Origin of the sequence: Streptomyces sp. 135, from assembly GCF_020026305.1 — a bacterium.
Taxonomy (GTDB): Bacteria; Actinomycetota; Actinomycetes; order Streptomycetales; family Streptomycetaceae; genus Streptomyces.
Genome location: NZ_CP075691.1, coordinates 6093397 through 6112893, shown reverse-complemented (window position 1 = coordinate 6112893; position 19497 = coordinate 6093397). Strand labels below are relative to the sequence as shown.

18 protein-coding genes are annotated in these 19497 nt (G+C 71.0%); 3 read left to right on the top strand and 15 right to left on the bottom strand.

What is annotated here, in order from left to right; translation table 11 throughout:
* Window positions 1-27: 27 nt before the first annotated feature.
* The 4 genes from KKZ08_RS27735 to KKZ08_RS27720 all read right to left on the bottom strand — a co-directional run bounded on the left by KKZ08_RS27735 (window position 28) and on the right by KKZ08_RS27720 (window position 6342).
* On the bottom strand, window positions 28-1452 hold the full coding sequence (locus KKZ08_RS27735) for a sugar porter family MFS transporter (RefSeq protein ID WP_223777018.1): 1425 nt from the start codon (window positions 1450-1452) through the stop codon (window positions 28-30).
* A gap of 218 nt (window positions 1453-1670) precedes the next feature.
* Window positions 1671-5219, bottom strand: a complete 3549-nt coding sequence (gene smc / locus KKZ08_RS27730; protein WP_223777017.1) for a chromosome segregation protein SMC — start codon at window positions 5217-5219, stop codon at window positions 1671-1673.
* Between the two features lie 231 nt (window positions 5220-5450).
* Window positions 5451-5654 carry a hypothetical protein gene (locus tag KKZ08_RS27725; RefSeq protein WP_223777016.1) on the bottom strand — a complete coding sequence of 68 codons (204 nt, stop codon included), beginning with the start codon at window positions 5652-5654 and terminating at the stop codon, window positions 5451-5453.
* A 406-nt stretch (window positions 5655-6060) separates the two neighbouring features.
* A complete protein-coding gene (locus tag KKZ08_RS27720; protein ID WP_223777015.1) occupies window positions 6061-6342 on the bottom strand; it encodes an acylphosphatase in 282 nt (93 codons plus the stop codon).
* 173 nt (window positions 6343-6515) lie between these two features.
* On the opposite strand from KKZ08_RS27720, the gene KKZ08_RS27715 reads away from it, so the two are divergent.
* Together KKZ08_RS27715 and KKZ08_RS27710 are read left to right on the top strand one after the other, a co-directional pair.
* Complete coding sequence (locus KKZ08_RS27715; protein ID WP_223777014.1) at window positions 6516-7427, top strand: CAP domain-containing protein; 912 nt, start codon at window positions 6516-6518, stop codon at window positions 7425-7427.
* Window positions 7428-7498: 71 nt separating this feature from the next.
* Window positions 7499-7879 carry a helix-turn-helix domain-containing protein gene (locus tag KKZ08_RS27710; protein ID WP_223777013.1) on the top strand — a complete coding sequence of 127 codons (381 nt, stop codon included), beginning with the start codon at window positions 7499-7501 and terminating at the stop codon, window positions 7877-7879.
* Here KKZ08_RS27710 and mutM read toward each other — a convergent pair.
* The 9 genes from mutM to KKZ08_RS27665 form a co-directional block, all read right to left on the bottom strand.
* The gene (gene mutM, locus KKZ08_RS27705; RefSeq protein WP_223777012.1) at window positions 7852-8712 is read right to left on the bottom strand and encodes a bifunctional DNA-formamidopyrimidine glycosylase/DNA-(apurinic or apyrimidinic site) lyase; all 861 of its coding nucleotides are present in this window, start codon (window positions 8710-8712) and stop codon (window positions 7852-7854) included. The genes KKZ08_RS27710 and mutM overlap by 28 nt on opposite strands.
* A 130-nt stretch (window positions 8713-8842) precedes the next feature.
* Window positions 8843-9664 carry a ribonuclease III gene (gene rnc / locus KKZ08_RS27700; RefSeq protein ID WP_223777011.1) on the bottom strand — a complete coding sequence of 274 codons (822 nt, stop codon included), beginning with the start codon at window positions 9662-9664 and terminating at the stop codon, window positions 8843-8845.
* Between the two features lie 7 nt (window positions 9665-9671).
* Window positions 9672-9845: a 50S ribosomal protein L32 gene (gene rpmF / locus KKZ08_RS27695; RefSeq protein WP_026165248.1), complete on the bottom strand. Its 174-nt coding sequence runs from the start codon at window positions 9843-9845 to the stop codon at window positions 9672-9674.
* A gap of 2 nt (window positions 9846-9847) precedes the next feature.
* Entirely contained in the window at window positions 9848-10558 is a 711-nt protein-coding gene (locus KKZ08_RS27690; RefSeq protein WP_223777010.1) for a DUF177 domain-containing protein, read from the bottom strand.
* A 110-nt stretch (window positions 10559-10668) separates the two neighbouring features.
* On the bottom strand, window positions 10669-11742 hold the full coding sequence (locus tag KKZ08_RS27685) for a cell division initiation protein (protein ID WP_223777009.1): 1074 nt from the start codon (window positions 11740-11742) through the stop codon (window positions 10669-10671).
* Between the two features lie 111 nt (window positions 11743-11853).
* On the bottom strand, window positions 11854-12333 hold the full coding sequence (gene coaD, locus KKZ08_RS27680) for a pantetheine-phosphate adenylyltransferase (RefSeq protein ID WP_223779214.1): 480 nt from the start codon (window positions 12331-12333) through the stop codon (window positions 11854-11856).
* A 26-nt stretch (window positions 12334-12359) separates the two neighbouring features.
* The gene (gene rsmD, locus KKZ08_RS27675) at window positions 12360-12989 is read right to left on the bottom strand and encodes a 16S rRNA (guanine(966)-N(2))-methyltransferase RsmD (RefSeq protein ID WP_223777008.1); all 630 of its coding nucleotides are present in this window, start codon (window positions 12987-12989) and stop codon (window positions 12360-12362) included.
* A 19-nt stretch (window positions 12990-13008) separates the two neighbouring features.
* The gene (gene recG, locus KKZ08_RS27670) at window positions 13009-15237 is read right to left on the bottom strand and encodes an ATP-dependent DNA helicase RecG (protein WP_223777007.1); all 2229 of its coding nucleotides are present in this window, start codon (window positions 15235-15237) and stop codon (window positions 13009-13011) included.
* Window positions 15238-15296: 59 nt separating this feature from the next.
* Complete coding sequence (locus KKZ08_RS27665; RefSeq protein WP_223777006.1) at window positions 15297-16991, bottom strand: DAK2 domain-containing protein; 1695 nt, start codon at window positions 16989-16991, stop codon at window positions 15297-15299.
* Window positions 16992-17230: 239 nt separating this feature from the next.
* Here KKZ08_RS27665 and rpmB point away from each other — a divergent pair, with 239 nt between their 5' ends.
* On the top strand, window positions 17231-17416 hold the full coding sequence (rpmB, locus tag KKZ08_RS27660) for a 50S ribosomal protein L28 (protein WP_016642993.1): 186 nt from the start codon (window positions 17231-17233) through the stop codon (window positions 17414-17416).
* A gap of 115 nt (window positions 17417-17531) precedes the next feature.
* On the opposite strand, the gene thiD is transcribed toward rpmB, so the two are convergent.
* Together thiD and KKZ08_RS27650 are read right to left on the bottom strand one after the other, a co-directional pair.
* A complete protein-coding gene (gene thiD, locus KKZ08_RS27655; RefSeq protein WP_223777005.1) occupies window positions 17532-18326 on the bottom strand; it encodes a bifunctional hydroxymethylpyrimidine kinase/phosphomethylpyrimidine kinase in 795 nt (264 codons plus the stop codon).
* The gene (locus tag KKZ08_RS27650) at window positions 18323-19291 is read right to left on the bottom strand and encodes a thiamine-phosphate kinase (RefSeq protein ID WP_223777004.1); all 969 of its coding nucleotides are present in this window, start codon (window positions 19289-19291) and stop codon (window positions 18323-18325) included. The genes thiD and KKZ08_RS27650 overlap by 4 nt, the downstream gene beginning before the upstream one ends.
* Window positions 19292-19497: the final 206 nt, after the last annotated feature.

Below are 19497 nucleotides of genomic sequence, written 5' to 3'. Positions count from 1 at the left end.
TTCCTGGAGAGGAGGGGGCAGCGGGGTTTAGCCCATCTCCTCCAGGGCCTTGCCCTTCGTCTCCTTGACGAACTTCATGACGAAGGGGATCGAGATCGCGGCGAAGGCGCCGTAGACGATGTACGAGCCGGTCAGCGACCACTCGGACATGCTCGGGAAGGTCTTGGTGATCGCGAAGTTGGCGAGCCACTGCGCGGAGGCGGCCACACCGAGCGCGGCGGCGCGCAGCCGGTTCGGGAAGATCTCGCCGAGCAGCACCCAGACGACCACACCCCAGGACAGGGCGAAGAAGAGCACGAAGACGTTGGCGGCGATGATCGCGGTCAGGCCCTGCGCGTTGGGCAGCGAGACGTGGTCACCGGAGCCGGTCCGGTACGAGAACGCCCAGGCCATGGTGAAGAGTGCGGCCGCCATGCCCGCCGAGCCGATGATCGCCAGCGGCTTGCGGCCGATGCGGTCGACGAAGATCATCGCGATGACCGTGCCGATGATGTTCACGATCGACGTCTCGAACGAGTACAGGAACGAGCTGGAGGGGTCCTTGCCGATCGACTGCCACAGCTGGTTCGAGTAGTAGAAGATCACGTTGATGCCGACGAGCTGCTGGAAGACCGAGAGCCCGATGCCGATCCAGACGATCGGCAGGAAGCCGACCTTGCCGAGCAGGTCCTTGAAGGACGGCTTGTGCTCCCTGCGCAGGCCGTGCTCGATCTCGTCGACGCGCGCGTCCAGGTCGATGGCGTGGCCCTCGACCTCGCCGAGGACCTTCTTGGCCTCGGCGTGCCGGCCGGCCGAGACGAGGAAGCGCGGCGACTCCGGGATGATGAAGGACAGCAGCCCGTAGAGCAGGGCCGGGATGACCATGACGCCGAGCATCCACTGCCAGGCCTCCAGGCCCGCCAGCTTGCCGCGCTGGTTGCCGTCGGCCATGTTCAGGATGCCCCAGTTGACCAGCTGGGAGACGGCGATGCCGATGACGATGGCGGCCTGCTGGAAGGAGGCGAGGCGGCCGCGGTAGGCGGGCGGCGCGACCTCGGCGATGTACGCCGGGCCGATCACCGATGCCATGCCGATGCCGATGCCGCCGATCAGGCGCCACATGGTCAGGTCCCAGGCCGCGAAGGGCAGGGCCGAGCCGACGGCGCTGGCCGCGAAGAGCACGGCGGCGATCTGCATGCAGCGGATGCGGCCGATGCGGTCGGCGATGCGACCGGCGACGGCGGCACCGACGGCACAGCCGAGCAGCGCGGTCGCGATGATCCAGCCGAGCGTGTCGGCGTCGACGTCGAAACGGTGCTGGATGGCGACGGTGGCGCCATTGATCACCGAACTGTCGTAGCCGAAGAGGAAGCCACCCATCGCGGCGGCCGCCGTAATGAAGATGACATGGCCGAGATGGTCCGGATGGGCCTCTCTGGCTCCGGACTGCGGCGCCTGCGATGTGCTGGTCACGTGTACTCCTCGGGCCACCGGCTGCACTGCCGGGGGTGGGGGCGAGCCCTTCAAGTGGCGCACAACTTCACGCCGCCCACCACCTGAAGGTAAAAGCAACGTTGCAGAGACTATGCCTTCAAGTTTCGAAGTCAATAGTTGGTCTGCTGTGAATTTTTAGGCACCGTGAGGACGCTCATGTTCAAGTCTTGAAGACGTGGGTGACAGCACAACCGCGCCTAGCGCAGTCGCTGGCTGATCACCTTCGAGACGCCGTCGCCCTGCATGGACACGCCGTACAGCGCGTCCGCGACCTCCATCGTGCGCTTCTGGTGCGTGATCACGATGAGCTGCGAGGCCTCCTGGAGCTCCTGCATGATCCGGATCAGCCGCTGGAGGTTCGTGTCGTCCAGAGCGGCCTCGACCTCGTCCATCACGTAGAACGGGCTGGGCCGCGCCTTGAAGATCGAGACGAGCAGCGCCACGGCCGTGAGCGAGCGCTCACCGCCCGAGAGCAGCGAGAGCCGCTTGACCTTCTTGCCCGGCGGCCGGGCCTCGACGTCCACGCCCGTCGCGAGCATGTTGTCGGGGTCGGTCAGGACGAGCCGCCCCTCACCGCCGGGGAACAGCCGCGAGAAGACGCCCTCGAACTCGCGGGCCGTGTCCCGGTAGGCCTCGGTGAAGACCTGCTCGACGCGTTCGTCGACTTCCTTCACCACTTGGAGGAGGTCGGACCTGGTCTTCTTCAGGTCTTCGAGCTGCTCGCTGAGGAACTTGTGGCGTTCCTCCAGCGCCGCGAACTCCTCAAGGGCCAGCGGGTTCACTTTCCCGAGCTGCTGATACGCCCGTTCGGCTGACCTCAGCCGCTTCTCCTGCTCCTCGCGGACGAACGGCACCGGCTTGTTGCGCGGATGCTCCGGGTCCTGCGGCAGCTCCTCGCCCTCGGCGGGGGGCGAGGGCGGCACGGGCTGATCGGGGCCGTAGTCGGCCACGAGCCCCGCCGGTTCCACACCGAGTTCCTCCAGTGCCTTGGCCTCCAGCTGCTCGATCCGCAGCCGCTTCTCAGCACCTAGTACCTCGCCGCGGTGGACTGAATCCGTCAGCTTGTCGAGTTCTTCCTTCAGGCCGCGTCCCCGGGCACGCTCGGCCGCCAGCTCCCGCTCCCGCACCTCCTTGGCGCGCTCGGCCGCCGTGCGCTCCTCATCGGCGCGTACGAGGGAGACCTCGACGTGGGCGAGCAGCTGCCGCCCACCGGAGGCGACGGCCTCCGCGACGGCGGCCTCGTGGCGCAGCCGTGCCTTGCGCCGTTCGGCACGCGCGCGTGCCTCGCGTTCGGCGCGCGCGGCCCGGTCGAGCGAGTCGGCGCGGCCCGCGAGGGCCTTCACGCGCTCCTCGTGCGTACGTGCCTGGAGCCGCGCCTCCATCTCGGTCTGGCGGGCGTTGGCCCCGTCGGCGGCGAGGCGGTCACGCATGGAGGTGTCGGGCTCCTCCTCCGCCGGGGTCTCCTCGGCCACGGCCAGCCGCTCCGCCAGCTCCTCGGCCTCCTCGACCGCCCGCTCCAGCGCCTCCTGTGCCTTGGCCGCCGCGGCCGCCGACCGCTCGGCCTCGCCCGACGCGCCCCGCGCCTGCCCGGCGAGCCGCCCCAACTGCTGCGCCACGGAGGACTTCTCCCGGTCGGCGGCCCTGCGCCGCTCCCCCAACTCCTCGACGAGCGCGGCACATTCCTTGCGCCGCTCCTCCGCCATGTGCTGCCGGTCCGCCAACTCCTCACACCGCGAGGCCAGTTCGGAGAGCTCCGCCGCGGCCTCGTCCACGGACGCCTGCACCTCCAGCAGGCTGGGCGCCCCGGCCGACCCGCCCTGCGCGAAGTGCGCCCCGAGCAGGTCGCCCTCCGCGGTGACGGCGGTCAGGTCCGGGTGGGCGTAGACGAAGTCCTCGGCGTCCTCCAGCGTGCCGACGGCGACGAACCCGCGCAGCAGCCGCCGCACCGCGGGCATCAGCTCATCGGGCCCCCGCACGAGATCGGCGACGTACGGCGGCCCACCGGAACGCTCCGGCCGTACGTCCTCGGGGGCGCCGCCCAGCAGCAGCGCCGCGCGCCCCGCGTCCTGCTTGCGCAGCAGCCGGATGGCCTCGGCGGCCGTACTCGGACCGCTGACCGCGACGGCGTCGGCCCCGGCGCCGAGCGCGGCGGCGACCGGCACCTCGTACCCAGGAGCGACGGTGAGCAGTTCGGCGGCCGGGCCGAGGAGCCCCGTCAGCTGGTCCCTGGCGGCGAGCAGGGCGCCGGTGCCGTCCTTGCGCCGCAGGCCGAGCGCGAGCGCCTCGTGCCGGGCGGCGACGGCCCGCTTGCGCTCGGCGGCGGTCGCCTCCTCGCGCGCCGCGGTGAGCGCGGTCTCGGCCTCGGCGAGGTCCCGCCTGGCCGCGTCGTGCCGCTCCCCCAGCTCCGCGTCGCCCGCGTCGAGCCCGTCGACCTCGGCCTTGAGCTGCTCGTACTCCTCCTGTGCGGCGACCGCGCGCTCGGCGGCCTCGTCCCGCGCGAGGGCCAACCGGTCGATCTCGGCCTGGGCGGAGGCGGCGCGCGAACGGGCCGCGTTGACCTGCCCGCCGAGGCGCGCGAGCCCTTCGCGGCGGTCGGCGATGGCCCGGGCCACGTCCTTCAGCCGCCGCTCCTCGACCGTCAACTGCCGCTCGAGGTCCGCCCGGTGGGCCACCGTGTCCTCCAGAGCGCGCTCGGCGGCTTCGAGGGCGGCTTCGAGCTCGGCCTCCTGCTCCCGGATCCGCGCGGCCTCGCGCTCCATGTCCTCGGGGTCGCGCCCACGCCGTTCCTCGGGCGGCGCGGCGGTGGCGCTCTTGACCCGGGCGTCGGCCAGCGAGACGGTGCCGCGCACCCGCTCGGCGAGTTGGGAGAGTTCGTACCAGGTCTGCTGGGCGCGCTGGAGCCGCGGGGTGAGGCGGCGGACCTCTTCTTCGAGCCGGGCCTCGCGCTGGAGGGCGGCCTTCAGCTCGGCCTCGGCGCGCTCCTTGCGTTCCTTGAGGGCGGCCTCGTCGGCGACCTCCGCGTTCAGCGCCTCGCGCAGCCGGACGAGGTCGTCGGCGAGCAGGCGCAGGCGGGCGTCGCGCAGGTCGGCCTGGATGACGGCGGCCCGGCGGGCCACGGCGGCCTGCCGGCCGAGCGGCTTGAGCTGGCGCCGCAGTTCATCGGTGAGGTCCTGGACGCGCGCGAGGTTGGCCCGCATGGCGTCGAGCTTGCGCAGCGCCTTCTCTTTGCGCTTGCGGTGCTTGAGGACGCCGGCGGCCTCCTCGATGAAGGCGCGGCGCCCCATCGGGTCGGCGTGCAGCACCCCGTCGAGCTGGCCCTGCCCGACGATGACGTGCATCTCGCGGCCGATGCCGGAGTCGGAGAGGAGTTCCTGGATGTCGAGGAGGCGGCAGGTGTCGCCGTTGATCTGGTACTCGCTGCCGCCGTTGCGGAACATGATCCGCGTGATGGTGACCTCGGCGTACTCGATGGGCAGGGCGCCGTCTGAGTTGTCGATGGTGAGGGAGACCTCGGCGCGGCCGAGCGGGGGCCGCCCGGTGGTGCCGGCGAAGATGACGTCCTCCATCTTGCCGCCGCGCAGCGACTTGGCGCCCTGCTCTCCCATGACCCAGCTGAGGGCGTCCACGACATTGGACTTGCCGGAGCCGTTCGGTCCGACGACGCAGGTGATGCCCGGTTCGAACTTCAGCGTCGTGGCCGACGCGAAGGACTTGAATCCGCGCAGGGTCAGGGCCTTGAGATGCACGCCGTCGGACTCTACCTTTCACTGGCCGTTTCACCGATGAAGGTGCAGGGCACATCAGACGGTAAAGAAAGCAGCGTACGCCGGGACGGACCGGGCCAAGAGAGAAGGGACGCCGAGGCGGCGTCCCTTGCAGATCTGGAGACAGCGGCTGACAGGACAGCCTGACCACGTGCTTAGTGCGAGGCGCCTTCACGGGAGGAAGGCCCTGGTGCGTACATCGTCAAATGGTGGTCAGGTGAGCGCAGGCTCCGCCTGGGGTACGTCGATGCTCTCCATGAGCGATTCGTGAGAAGCGGCAGCCGCGAGCGCGTCGTTCTCCGCCTGGATCCGAACGAGCTCGGATTCCAGGTCCTGGACGCGCTGCTGGAGCCGTCGCATCTCGGCGAGGAGTCGCGGGTCGCTGCCGCCGACGTAACCGAGAAGCGCCTTTGCCATGATGGATGGTCCTCCACAATGAGTGACCGACCGAAGCGGTGCGGTGTGGGTCGTGAGGGAATCGCACCCGCGGTGTCTGGCACTCTTTGTTCTGCTGGTCTTGCTGGCCGTTCTCACATGCCAAACAGCTAAGGTGCGCGGGGCTTCCAGAGTCTCACCAAAAAGTTTGACGGTCAACACGATCACGCCCCGTATTGGCGGGCGACCCGGGGGCGCGCGACCTCGGAACGGGCGGCGCGGCAACTCCTTCGGGGCCCTGGGGGCGTGGAGATCATCCTTACCTGCGGAGCCTGCCACGACAAGCCCTTCTTGGCAACCACCAGGTATTTCCTGCCCCGGGCAGTTGCCTGGAGCACCCGGACGGGCCGCTCCGAAACCCGTCCGGTGACGTACGTCCGGGGCACGGTCAGCGGATGGCGAACGTCTCGTATATGCCGCGTGGTGTGTCCCAGATCTCGGTGACCCCGTCGACGCGGCCGGGTGTGTCGCCCCCACGCAGCCAGTCGAGCAGTTCCTGGCAGCCGGCCCGGGGGCCTTCGGCGACGACTTGCACGCGGCCGTCCTCCAGATTGAGAGCAAAACCACTCAGGCCGCCGATCTCCAGCGCCTTGGCGCGCGTGAACCAGCGGAAACCCACGGCTTGCACGCGTCCGCGCACCCAGGCGGTGAGCCGTACATCTTCGTTCATAGGTGCACGCTAACCGGCCAATTGCCCTGGGAGCACTTCGCCCCCATACGCCATCGCGTACAGTCGCGTTTCGCTAAACCTCACCCGTATGGGTGAGTCGCATTGATCATAAAGAGTTGATCGCAAAGGTCACAGAGATCGTAAAGATCGAAAAGAACGGAAAGGGCCAGGAGATGGGACGCCACCGACGCTCCGGCGCTGAGCAGGCAGCCGCCACCCCTGCGCGGCACCCGGCCGGGACCGGCCGGGCGGCGGCGTCGCACCGCCGCAAGGGCCGCGCCTTCGCTCCGGTGCGCACGGGCCTGCTCGGCGTCTCCGCGGCCGTCGCGATGGGCGCCGTCGCGGTCGCCTCGGGGGTGCTGCCCGGCGGTGACGGCTTCCGGCTGGACGGTGGCGGCGAGCCGGGTGAGGTGCGCTCCGCGAGCGCCCCCGTCGAGGTGGACGCCCAGGGCGGTTCGGGCGGCGAAACCGACCGCGGTGAGCCGTCCCCGAGCCGGGGCTCCGGCCGTTCCGAGTCCCCGAAGGCCACTCCGTCCAAGACCGAGGCGGCCCCGAAGCCCTCCAGGACGCCGTCGAAGACACCGTCCGAGAAGCCGTCGTCGGCGGCGCCGAAGCCCGACGCCCCCAAGCCGTCGACGCCGAGTCCCTCGCGTACGCCCGTGGAGAAGCCGAAGGCCCCTCCGGCGCGTGCGCAGAGTCCGTCCGGCGAGAGCGCGGCGGAGGCCGCGGTGCTCACGCTGGTCAACGAGGAGCGGGCCAAGGCCGGTTGCCGTCCGGTGACCGCCGACAGCAGGCTCGCCGCGCTGGCCGGCCGGTTCAGCGCGGACATGGCGGAGCGCGACTTCTTCGGCCACACCGATCCGGACGGCGCGACGCCGTGGGACCGCGCCGAGAAGGCCGGCATCCCCGACCTGGGCGGCGAGAACATCGCGCGCGGCCAGGCCGACGCCCGGGCGGTCATGGAGTCCTGGATGAACAGCCCCGGCCACCGCGCCAACATCCTCAACTGCGACTACGAGACCATGGGCGTCGGCGCTCACTTCGCGCCCGGCGGCCCCTGGTGGACGCAGGACTTCGGCTTCTGACCCACACCCGGAGCGCTAACTGCCGGTAAGCGCAACCCGCTGGTGTGCGCTGTGCGGAGTATGGTGTCTGCATGGATTCCACGGACATGGCGTACGACGTGTTCTCGCGGCACTGCCCCTCGCGGGGCACGCTGGAGCACGTCACGGGCCGCTGGGGGGCGCTCACTCTCGGCGCGCTCCACGACGGCACGTTCCGCTTCAACGAACTGCGCCGCCGCGTCGACGGCGTGAGCGAGAAGATGCTCTCCCAGACCCTGCACGCGCTGGAGCGCGACGGCCTGGTGCGGCGTGACGCGCAGCCGACGAACCCGCCGCGCGTGGACTACCAACTCACCCCGCTGGGACGGGAGATCGCCGAGCGGCTGCTGACCCTGATCCGCTTCGTGGAGAGCCGTCAGGACGACGTGCTCAGGGCGCGGGAGCGTTACGACGCGACGCGCGGCGGCCGCTGACAGCTCGGGCAGAAATAGCTGGACCGGTTCATCCACGGACGGCGGCGGATCGCCGTGCCACAGCGGCGGCAGGGCTCGCCCTCGCGGCCGTAGGCGTCCAACGACCGGTCGAAGTAGCCTGATTCGCCGTTCACGTTGACGTAGAGACTGTCGAAGCTGGTGCCTCCGACGGCGAGGGCCGCGTTCATCACGTCCCGTACGTGGCCGAGGAGTTCGGCCGTGCGGGGGCGGGTGAAGGTGGCGGTGGGCCGCTCGTAGTGCAGCCGCGCGCGCCACAGCGCCTCGTCCGCGTAGATGTTGCCGACGCCGCTGATCAGCGACTGGTCGAGCAGCGCCCGCTTGATCGTCGTACGGCGCCGGCGCAGCGCGAGGTGGAAGGCCGCGTCGTCGAAGGCGTCGTCGAGCGGGTCGCGCGCGATGTGCGCGATGACGTCCGGAAGCCCGTCCGGGGTGTTGTCGTGCAGCGAGAGCCCGCCGAAGGTCCGCTGGTCCACGAAGCGCAGCTCGGTGCCCTGGACGTCGTCGAAGCGCACACGGATCCGCAGATGCTTCTCGTCCGGGGCGTCGTGCGGCTGCACCAGGAGCTGGCCGCTCATGCCGAGGTGGGCGAGGACGGACTGCCCGGAGTCGGCGAGCGGCAGCCACAGATACTTGCCGCGCCGCTGCGCGAGCCCGATCCGGTGCCCCGTCAGCCGGGCCCCGAAATCCTCGCCGCCCGCGAGATGCCGCCGCACGGCACGCGGATGCAGCACCTGCACGTCCCCGACGACCCGCCCGCTGACCCACCGCTCAAGACCGCGCCGGACGACTTCGACTTCGGGCAGCTCGGGCATTTCTCCTCCGAGGAGACGTGTCAGGGGCGGCAAGTGACTGGAGCGCGGGGACAAATGCCGCGCGGGGGAGGAAATGGCGGTGCCGGTCACCCCCCGGAAGGGGTGACCGGCACCAAAGGACAGGCGGCCGTCAGGCCGAGGGGGTGTCGGCGATCCCCTCGGACTGCGCGGCAGCGACAGCGGCCTCCGCCGCCTTCAACCGCTCGTCCGCGGCCGCGCGGATCGCGCGCCACGCGGACTCAGCGGCCTGCTGCTCCGCTTCCTTCTTGCTGCGGCCGGTGCCGGTGCCGTACGAGACGCCTCCGACGCGGGCGGCAGCAGTAAAGGTCTTCTCGTGGTCGGGGCCGCTCTCCGTGACGAGGTACTCGGGTACGCCGAGGCCCTCCGTCGCGGTGAGCTCCTGGAGACTGGTCTTCCAGTCCAGGCCCGCGCCCAGGTTCGAGGACTTTTCGATCAGCGGGTCGAAGAGCCGGTGCACCAGCTCGCCCGCCGCGTCCAGACCCTGGTCCAGATAGACCGCGCCGATCACCGCTTCCAGGGTGTCGGCGAGGATGGATGCCTTGTCCCGGCCTCCCGTGCCCTCTTCGCCCCGGCCGAGCCGGATGAAGGAGCCGAGTTCGAGGCCGCGGCTGACCTCCGCCAGCGCACGCGAATTGACCACCGCGGCCCGCAACTTGGCCAGCTGGCCTTCGGGCAGGTCGGGGTGGGTGCGGTACAGCGTGTCCGTGACGACGAGGCCGAGCACGGAGTCACCGAGGAACTCCAGACGCTCGTTCGTCGGCAGGCCGCCGTTCTCGTACGCGTACGAACGGTGGGTCAGCGCACGCACCAGAAGGGCGGACTCGAGCTTGTACCCGAGCCGCCCTTCCAGAAGCGTGTGGGACGAGGCCGTTGTCTCCGCCAATTTCTTGGCGTCTTCCGCCTTCTTGGGGCTAGACACGGTGCCTCTCACCAGCCGCTCAGACCTCGAGGACCTGGCGCTTGTTGTAGGTGCCGCAGCTCGGGCACGCGATGTGCTGCTGCTTGGGCTCCTGGCAACGCTCACACGAAACCAGGGTGGGGACCGCAGCCTTCCACTGCGACCGGCGGTGGCGCGTGTTGCTGCGCGACATCTTCCGCTTCGGAACAGCCACGGCTACTTCTCCTGCTTCTCGTCGACGCCCGCTTCCGCTTCGGCGCCGCTCATCTCGTCCTTCTCGCCGTCCTGGATGGTGCCAGCGAGTCCCTGCAGTGCCGCCCAACGGATGTCGACGGCGTCATGGTGGTGGTCCGGGTCGTCCGCGAGCCGTACCCCGCACTGGGAGCACAGGCCCGGACAGTCGTCCTGGCACACCGGCTGCATCGGCAGTGCGAGCACCACCGCATCACGCAGCACAGGCTCGAGGTCGAACATGCCGTCCTCGAGAAAGAGCCTGTCCTCATCGTCCTCGGCGTCGTCGGCCGGTTCCGCTGCGCGGCCCCGGTCGTCGGCGTCAGGGTACGAGAACATCTCCTGGAAATCCGCTGCGAGCTCCAGCTCGAGCGGCTCCAGACACCTTACGCACTCCCCCTCGGCCGATGCACGGGCGGTGCCTGTGACAAGCACCCCTTCCATGACCGACTCCAGACGGATCTCCAGCTGGACGGGGGCGCCCTGCGGCACTCCGATGACCCCTTCGATGCCGAGGGCCGGCGAGCCGGGCGCCTCGATCTCGCGGGTCAGCCGCTGCATGGCACCAGGACGCCGACCCAGCTCGTGTGTGTCGAACACGAGGGGGTTTCGGTGATCAAGGCGCGTGCTCAGAGCTTTTCCTGCTTTCGAATCCTGGAAGTCCAAAGGAAGGGCCGCCGCACCGATGCGGCACATGTGCCACGTGGGCGGGCAGCCGGAGTCGCGGACGTATGCGCGACCGAAGAGCCAGGATACTTGACCTTTCGCTCTCGGCCCAATCCGGCCCGGTGCCCCTGCCGGCGCCCCTACTGCCGCCCCTGCTCGTACTGGCGCAGCTGCTCGGCACTGATCATGGTCGTGTCGAAGAGGCTGGTCTCCTCCAGGGCCGGGGGCGCCTCGTACGGGGGCTGCTGGGGCTGTTCGTATCCTTGCCGGCCTTGCTGCGCGTATCCGTACTGATGCTGCTGGTCCTGGTGCTGGTGCTGGGCCTGGTACGCGTAGGGGTCCTGCTGGCCGTACGGCTGCTGGTACGCGTACTGGTCCTGCTGCTGGTACCCGTACGGGTCGGGCTGCTGCTGGGGCGGCTGAGGCGCGTAGGGCTGCTGGGCCGGGATCGGCGGGGCCTGGGGCGGCTGCTGCGGGGCGGGCGGCTGCTGGGCCGGGGCCGGGGCGGCGAGGTCCGCGAGGTACTCGGCGTCGGTGGTGTGCCCCTGCGTGGTGACACCGTCGCCGAGGCTGCCGAGCTCGTCGGCGGGGGCCCGGCCGTGCAGGGTCTGGCGGCCGCGGCCGACCGCCTCCAGGGTCTTGGCGAGGACCGCCTCGAAGGCGCCGAGCTTGGCGTCGACGTACGCGTCGGCGTTGCGGCGCAGGGTCTCGGGGTCGTGGCTGCGCTCGGGGGCGTCGTCGTCCTCGTACCCGTTCTCGTCGAGGCCCGGGCCGGTGCCGAGGAGCTTCTCGCGGCCGCGGCCGACCGAGCCGAGGGTCTTGGTGAGGACGACCTCGAAGTTGGCGAGCTTGCCGTCCACGTAGTCGTCGGCCTCGGCGCGGATCTCCTCGGCGGCCTGGCGGGCCTCGGCGAGGATGCGGTCGGCCTCGCCCTGCGAGCGGCGGGCGACCTCCGTGTCGGAGATCAGGGAGCCGCGCTCGGCGTGCGCGCTCGCGATGATCCGCTCCGCCTCCTGGCGGGCCTGCTCGACCAGCTGCTCGCGGCCGCCGATCAGCTCCTGGGCCTGGGCGAGGGAGCCGGGCAGGGCCTGGCGCACCTCTTCGAGCATCGAGAGCAGATCGGCGCGGTTGACCACGCACGAAGCCGACATGGGCATGGACCGGGCGCTGCCGACCGCCTGGACGATCTCGTCGATCTTCTTCTGCACGTCCACCGTGTGCTCGCCACTCTCTACAGCTGGTTGGGAGACGGACGGGACGACTGTAAGGCCAGGGGACGCCCGCCCGACACCGGATGACGGGCTGTCACCGGGTCGGCCGAGGGGTCACTTCTTGCCCAGGCGTTCGACCAGGGCCTCGTGGACCACCGGCGGCAGCAGGTGCGCCACGTCGCCGCCCCAGGCGGCGACCTCCTTGACCAGCGAGGAGGAGAGGAAGCTGTAGGTGGGGTTGGTGGGCACGAACAGGGTCTCGACGCCCGAGAGGCCGTTGTTCATCTGGGCCATCTGGAGTTCGTAGTCGAAGTCGCTGACCGCGCGCAGGCCCTTCACGATGGCGGGGATGTCGCGCTGCTTGCAGAAGTCGACGAGGAGGCCGTGGAAGGACTCGACCTCGACGTTGCCGAAGTCGGCGGTGACCTGGCGGATCAGCTCTATCCGCTCCTCGATCTCGAACAGGCCCTTCTTCGACTGATTGATCATCACCGCGACGTGCACCACGTCGTACAGCTTGGAGGCGCGGGCGATGATGTCGAGGTGTCCATTGGTGATGGGGTCGAACGACCCCGGACAGACGGCGCGGCGCAACGTGAGTCCCTCGCTCTCCGGTCCGGTCATGGCGCGATCACTGAGTCGTCGCACGTAGAGGCGGCGCGACCGTACCAAAACGTCCCTTCGCCGTAGCGACGGGACCTGAGGAGCTCAAAACCCTCCGGCCAACCGAATTCTCCGCCTCTTGTACTGCGTTCAACGGTGACGAGCGCTTCGTCCGTGAGCCAGCCCTCCGAGCGGAGTGTGAGCAGTATCTCCCGAAGATCGTCATCCGTTACGGCGTACGGAGGATCGAGAAAGACGAGGTCATACGGGGTGGGGGGCGCCCCTTGCCGGATGATCTGGGCGGCTTTGCCCGCTCTCACCTCGGCGCCGGGCAGACCGACCGCCCGCACGTTCTCCCTGATGGTGCGGGCCGCTCTGGCGTCGGCCTCGACGAGCAGCGTGTGCGCCGCGCCCCGGGAGAGGGCCTCCAGGCCGACGGCGCCGGAGCCCGCGTACAGGTCGAGCACACGCGCCCCGTCGAGCGTGCCCTGGAGGGCCTGCCAGGTGGAGAAGAGGCCCTCGCGCGCGCGGTCGGACGTGGGGCGGGTGCCGTTGCCCGGCGGGACGGCGAGACGGCGTCCGCCGGCCGTACCGGCGATCACGCGGGTCATCTGATTCCTTCTGGCCGATGGGTGAGCTGCCTCCACGATATGGCGTGCACGGGCTTCACCCCTTGTCGAGGTACTGCTCGCGCTCGGCGTCGAGCAGGGCGTCGAGGGCGGTGCGCAGCTCCGGCAGGCGCTCCAGGTCCGGGTCCGCGGCGACGACCTGGACCGCCTCCTCGCGGGCGGCGGCGATGATCTCCTCGTCGTCGATGACCGCGAGCATGCGCAAGGAGGAGCGGACGCCGGACTGGGCCTGGCCGAGCACGTCGCCCTCGCGGCGCTGCTCCAGGTCGATGCGGGAGAGCTCGAAGCCGTCGAGCGTGGCGGCGACGGCGCCGAGGCGGGCGCGGGCGGGGCTGGCCTCGGGCATGTCGGTGACCAGGAGGCAGAGGCCAGGGGCCGAACCGCGGCCGACGCGGCCGCGGAGCTGGTGCAGCTGGGAGACGCCGAAGCGGTCCGCGTCCATGATCACCATGGCGGTGGCGTTCGGGACGTTGACCCCGACCTCGATGACCGTCGTCGCGACCAGGACCTGTGTCTCGCCCGCGGCGAAGCGGCGCATCACGGCGTCCTTGTCGTCGGGCTGCATGCGCCCGTGCAGGACTTCCACCTTCAGGCCGCTCAGAGGGCCGCGCGCGAGCTGCTCGGCGACCTCCAGGACGGCGAGCGGCGGCCGCTTCTCGGCGGTGGCCGCCTCCTCGGCCTTCTCCTCGGCGGACTTCTTCTTGGCGCCCTTCTTGGGGGCGGCCGGTTCGTCGATGTCGTCGCCGATGCGGGGACAGACCACGTACGCCTGATGCCCCTTCTCCACCTCTTCGCGCACGCGCTCCCACGCGCGGGCGAGGAAGTGCGGCTTGTCCTGGGCGGGCACGACATGGCTGGCGATCGGCGAGCGCCCGGCGGGGAGCTGGTCCAGGACGGAGGTCTCCAGGTCGCCGAAGACCGTCATCGCGACCGTGCGGGGAATGGGCGTGGCCGTCATGACCAGCAGGTGCGGGGGCTGCTTGCCCTTGCCGCGCAGGGCGTCGCGCTGCTCCACGCCGAAGCGGTGCTGTTCGTCCACGACGACCAGGCCGAGGTCGTGGAACTGCACCTTGTCCTCGATCAGGGCGTGGGTGCCGATGACGATGCCGGCCTCGCCGGTGACCAGGTCGAGCAGGGCCTGGCGGCGGCCGGCGGTCCCCATGGACCCGGTGAGCAGCGTGACCTTGGTGGCCTGCTCGGCGCCGCCCAACATGCCGCCCTCGGCCAGCTCGCCCATCATCTCGACGATGGAGCGGTGGTGCTGCTGCGCGAGGACTTCGGTGGGCGCGAGCATCGCGGCCTGCCCGCCCGCGTCCACGACGGCGAGCATGGCGCGCAGGGCCACCATCGTCTTCCCGGAACCGACCTCCCCCTGGAGGAGCCGGTGCATCGGGTGTTCTGTGGCGAGGTCGTCGAAGATCTCCTTGGAGACCTTCTCCTGGCCCTCGGTGAGGGTGAAGGGCAGTTTGGCGTCGAAGGCGTCGAGGAGGCCACCCTGCTTGGGCCTGCGGGCCACGGCGGGCAGTTGCGCGTCCGCGTACCGCCGCCTGGCGAGGGCTACCTGGAGGACGAAGGCCTCGTCCCACTTCAGGCGGTCGCGGGCGGCGGCGATGTCCGCCTTGGAGTGCGGCCGGTGGATCTTCAGGAGCGCTTCCGGGAGCGGGATGAGGGCGCGGCCGTCGCGCAGGGAGGGCGGCAGCGGGTCGACGGCCTCCTGGGCGCTGGGCAGGACCATGTCGACCGACTTGGCGATCTTCCAGGACTCCAGCTTGGCGGTGGCCGGGTAGATGGGCAGGAGGGCACCGGCCCAGTTGCCGACGGCCTCGCCGACCTGGTCGCCCTCGGCACGCAGCAGCTCGTACGCGGGATGGGCCAGCTGCATCTTGCGGTTGAAGACCGAGACCTTGCCCGCGAACATCGCGCGGGTGCCCGGGAGCAGGTCCTTGTGGGGCTTGTGGATGCCGCGGCCGAAGAAGACGAGCTGGACCTGGCCGCTGCCGTCGGTGATGGTGACCTCGAGGCGCTGGCCCCGGCCGCCGTTGAACTTGAGGATGCGTGCGCTCGCGACCTGGGCGACCACCGTGACGTGCTCGTCCAGCGGGAGCTCGGCGAGGCGGGTGAGCTCGCCCCGCTCGGCATACCGCCGCGGGTAGTGGTGCAGGAGGTCGCCGACCGTGTGCAGGTCGAGGTGCTCGGCCATCACCTTCGCGGTGGCGGGTCCGACCACTTTCTTCAGGGGTTCATCGAGCGCAGGCACGAGATCCATTGCACACCACGCCACTGACAATCCGTCGCAGGTCCTTCGAACCCGCTGGTCAGCCGGGCCTACTCGACACCGATCAGCATCAGCGCGGACTGGCGGCCGCCCCGGTAGATGACCGTGTCGACGGCCAGGTACGTCTCGCGCACGTGCTTCTCCAGCCGCTCGGCGACGGCGTCGGGCACGGATTCGCCGAGCACGAGCGTGACCATCTCGCCGCCCGCCGACAGCATGCGGTCCAGGACCGAGGCGGCGGTGGGGGCGACCTCCGAGCCGATCACCGCGACATCGCCGTCGATCAGGCCGAGGACGTCGCCCGCCTGGCAGATGCCCGCCATGGTCCAGGACTGCCGCTCGGCGACGGCCAGTTCGCCGTAGCGGGTCGCGCCGGCCGCCGACGTCATGGCGACGACGTCCTCGTCGAAGCGGCGGTCCGGCGCGTGCACGGCGAGGGCGGCGATGCCCTGGACCGCGGAGCGGGTGGGGATCAGGGCGACGCGCACGCCTTCGGTCCTGGCCTGTTCCGCCGCGGCGGCCGCGGTGTGGCGCAGCTCGGCGTCGTTGGGCAGCAGCACCACTTCGCGCGCGTGGGCCCGCCGGATGGCGTCGACGAGCTCGCCGCTCGCGGGCGGCTCCCCCACGCGCGTGGGCACGGTGGTCGCCCCGGCCTCGGCGTAGAGCCCGGCGAGGCCCTCGCCGGGCACGACGGCGACGATGGCCCGCTGCGTACGCTCCCGGGGCGGCTGCGCGGTGGTGTGCGCGTCGCCCACGCCGAAGTGGGTGATGCGGATGCGGTGCGGGCGGCCGGCCTCCACGCCCGCCTCGACGGCCGCGCCCGCGTCGTCGACATGGACGTGGACGTTCCAGAGCCCGTCGCCGCCGACCACGACGAGGGAGTCGCCGAGCCGGTCGAGCCGGGCGCGCAGCCGTGCGACCGCGCTGTCGTCGGCTTCCAGGAGGTAGATCACCTCGAACGCCGGTCCGCCGCCGTCGGCCGGCAGCTCCTCGCACTCGGCGGCCTCCACGCGCGCGTGGAGGCCGTCTGCGGCCTTGTGCGACAGCGTCTCGCCGGACAGGGCCCGCACCAGAGCGCCCAGCACGGCGACGAGACCGCGCCCGCCCGCGTCCACGACTCCCGCGCGCCCCAGCACGGCGAGCTGCCCCGGCGTCGCGTCCAGGGCCACGCAGGCGCCGTCGTACGCCGCCCTGGCCACCGTCCCGCAGTCGGTGCTGCCCGCCGCGCCCGCCGCCTTCGCCGCCGCGGTCGCCACCGTCAGGACGGTGCCTTCCACCGGGTGCGCGACCGCCTCGTACGCGGACTCGGCTGCCCGGCGCAGGGCGAGCTCCAGGACGTGCCCGTCGGCGTGATCGGCGTGATCGGTGTGAGCGGTGTGAGCGGTGTGATCCGTGTCATGGGTCTCCGCGCGCTCGTCGCCTTCGGGGCCGCCGAGGATCTGGGCCATGCCCCTGAACAGCTGGGAAAGGATCGTGCCCGAGTTCCCGCGGGCCCCGATGAGGGCGCCGTGCGCCATCGCGCGCACGGTCTCCGCCAGAGAGGGCAGGGCAGGGTCGTGGCCCGTGAAGGCCGCGTCGACCGCCTGGGACGCCGACTCCACCGTCAGATACAGGTTCGTGCCGGTGTCCCCGTCCGCGACCGGATAGACGTTGATGGAGTCGATCTCCTCGCGGGCCCTGCCGAGGGCGTCCAGAGCCAGTCGGCACCAGGCGCGCACCGCGACCGCGTCGAGGTTCTGCGGCACCTGTTCGCCTCCTTGACCATCCGGAATGGACGCAGCGTAGACCGAGGGTGAACACGGGGCCCGGGGCGGGGGCCGGGCGAGCCGTGGTAGTTTCGTTGTACCGAAGCAGTCGTTGTATGCTGCTCCGGTTGCCCGATACTCATCGGGACATTCCTCCTGGCAACGCCACTTCGATCATTGCACTGATCTCGGCATGCCGGGATTAACCGTAAGTGCATCTGAAGTCTTTGGAGTGACCCGTGGCTGCCAACTGCGACGTCTGCGGCAAGGGGCCGGGCTTCGGCAACAACATCTCGCACTCGCACCGCCGTACGCCCCGTCGCTGGAACCCGAACATCCAGCGTGTGCGTGCCGTGGTGAGCGGGACGCCGAAGCGCCTCAACGCCTGCACCTCGTGCATCAAGGCCGGCAAGGTCTCGCGCTGACGTCAGCGCGGCACCTAGCTGGTTGCTGAAACTGCCGGTCCCCTTCGGGGGGCCGGCTTTTTCGTATGCCCCGCGCACAGGCGTGTGAGGGCCGCGTGCAGCAGCCCTCGTACGCCTACGCCTCCCGGAACCGCCAGCCGTGATCCACCGGCCCGATCCCGCCGCCGAGCGCGAACCCCGCGGCGATCGCCCCCGTCACGTACTCCTTGGCCGCCGCCACGGCCGTCGGGACGTCCTGCCCCTTGGCGAGCTGCGCCGCGATGGCGCTGGCGAGGGTGCAGCCGGTGCCGTGCGTGTGGCGGTTGTCGTGGCGCGGGGCGCGCAGCACATGCTCCTCGGAGCCGTCGGTGAGCAGGTCCACCGCGTCGCCCCGGAGATGACCGCCCTTGATGAGCACCCACCGCGGTCCGTACGCGAGGACGGCGGCGGCCGCGCGGCGCATGCCGTCCTCCGACGTGACCTCGACGCCGGTGAGCTGGGCCACCTCGTCGAGGTTGGGCGTGGCGAGGGTGGCGGCCGGCAGCAGCTTCGTGCGGACCGAGTCCAGGGCGGACGCGGCGAGCAGCGAGTCGCCGTGCTTGGAGACGCCGACCGGGTCGACGACGGCGGGCGCGTCCGTGCCCGCGAGCAACTCCGCGACCGTCTCGACGAGTTCGGCCGAGGCGAGCATGCCGGTCTTCACGGCCTGTACGCCGATGTCGTCGACGACACTGCGGTACTGGGCCCGCACGGCGTCCGCCGGTAGCTCCCAAAAGCCCTGCACGCCCAGGGAGTTCTGCGCGGTGACGGCCGTGACGACGCTCATGCCGTGCGTGCCGAGGGCGAGCATCGTCTTCAGGTCGGCCTGGATGCCCGCGCCGCCTCCGGAGTCGGAGCCGGCGACGGTGAGCACCCGTGGCGGCGCGCTCACTCCGCGTCTCCGTTGTCCCCGAAGTGGTCCCAGCCCTTGCTGGTCCAGGGTGCGCCGTCCACGGTCACCTGGGGCAGCGCCGAGGGGTTGAGGACCTCGCCGATGACCTTCCAGCGGGCCGGCAGCTTCACGTCCGGCGGGAACGTCGCCACGATCGCGTGGTCCTCGCCGCCGTTGAGCACCCACTGGAGCGGGTCGACGCCGACGGCCTGGCCGATGTCGTTCATCTGCGTGGGCACGTCGACGTCTCCGGAGCGGATGTCGATGCGTACCTTGCTGGACTCGGCGATGTGGCCGAGGTCCGCGATGAGCCCGTCGCTCACGTCCGTCATGGAGGTCGCGCCGAGCCCGGCGGCCGCGGGACCCGCGTGGTAGGGCGGCTCGGGCCTGCGGTGGGCCTCCACGAAGGCGCGCGGCGAGCGGAAGCCCCGGGAGAGCACCGCGTGCCCGGCGGCGGACCAGCCGAGCCAGCCGGTGACGGCGACGACATCGCCGGTCTTGGCGCCCGAGCGCGTGACCGGCTCGTGGTTGCGCAGGTCGCCGAGGGCGGTGATCGCGACGGTGATGGTGTCGCCGCGGACGACGTCGCCGCCCACCACGGCGGCGCCCGCGACCTGGCACTCGTCGCGCAGGCCGTCCATCAGCTCGGTGGGCCAGCTGGCGGGCAGTTCGGCGGGGACCACCAGGCCGAGCAGGAGCGCGGTCGGCACGGCGCCCATGGCCGCGATGTCGGCGAGGTTCTGGGCGGCGGCCTTGCGGCCCACGTCGTAGGCGGTGGACCAGTCGCGGCGGAAGTGCCGCCCTTCCAGGAGGATGTCGGTGCTCGCCACGACCCTGCGGTCCGGAGCGGACACGACCGCGGCGTCGTCGCCAGGGCCGAGCCGTACGGCCGGAGTGGAGGTGAGCCGCGAGGTGAGCTCTCTGATGAGCCCGAACTCCCCCAACTCGCCCACGGTTCCCTTCACCGAGTCTCACCATGCCCTTTCACGCTGCTCGGCTTGCGGTCGCGAGCCGTCTTCGTCATCGGTACGGTCGACGTGACCGTCCCCTTCTGCTGTCCGTGCGCCGCGATGTGCGCGCCACAGCCCACCCGGGTCTCCCCGCGGCGCGCGGCGACGCGGTACCGTGGCGTCCCTTCTCCCCACATGATCCTCGTGGCCGCCCTGGAGGT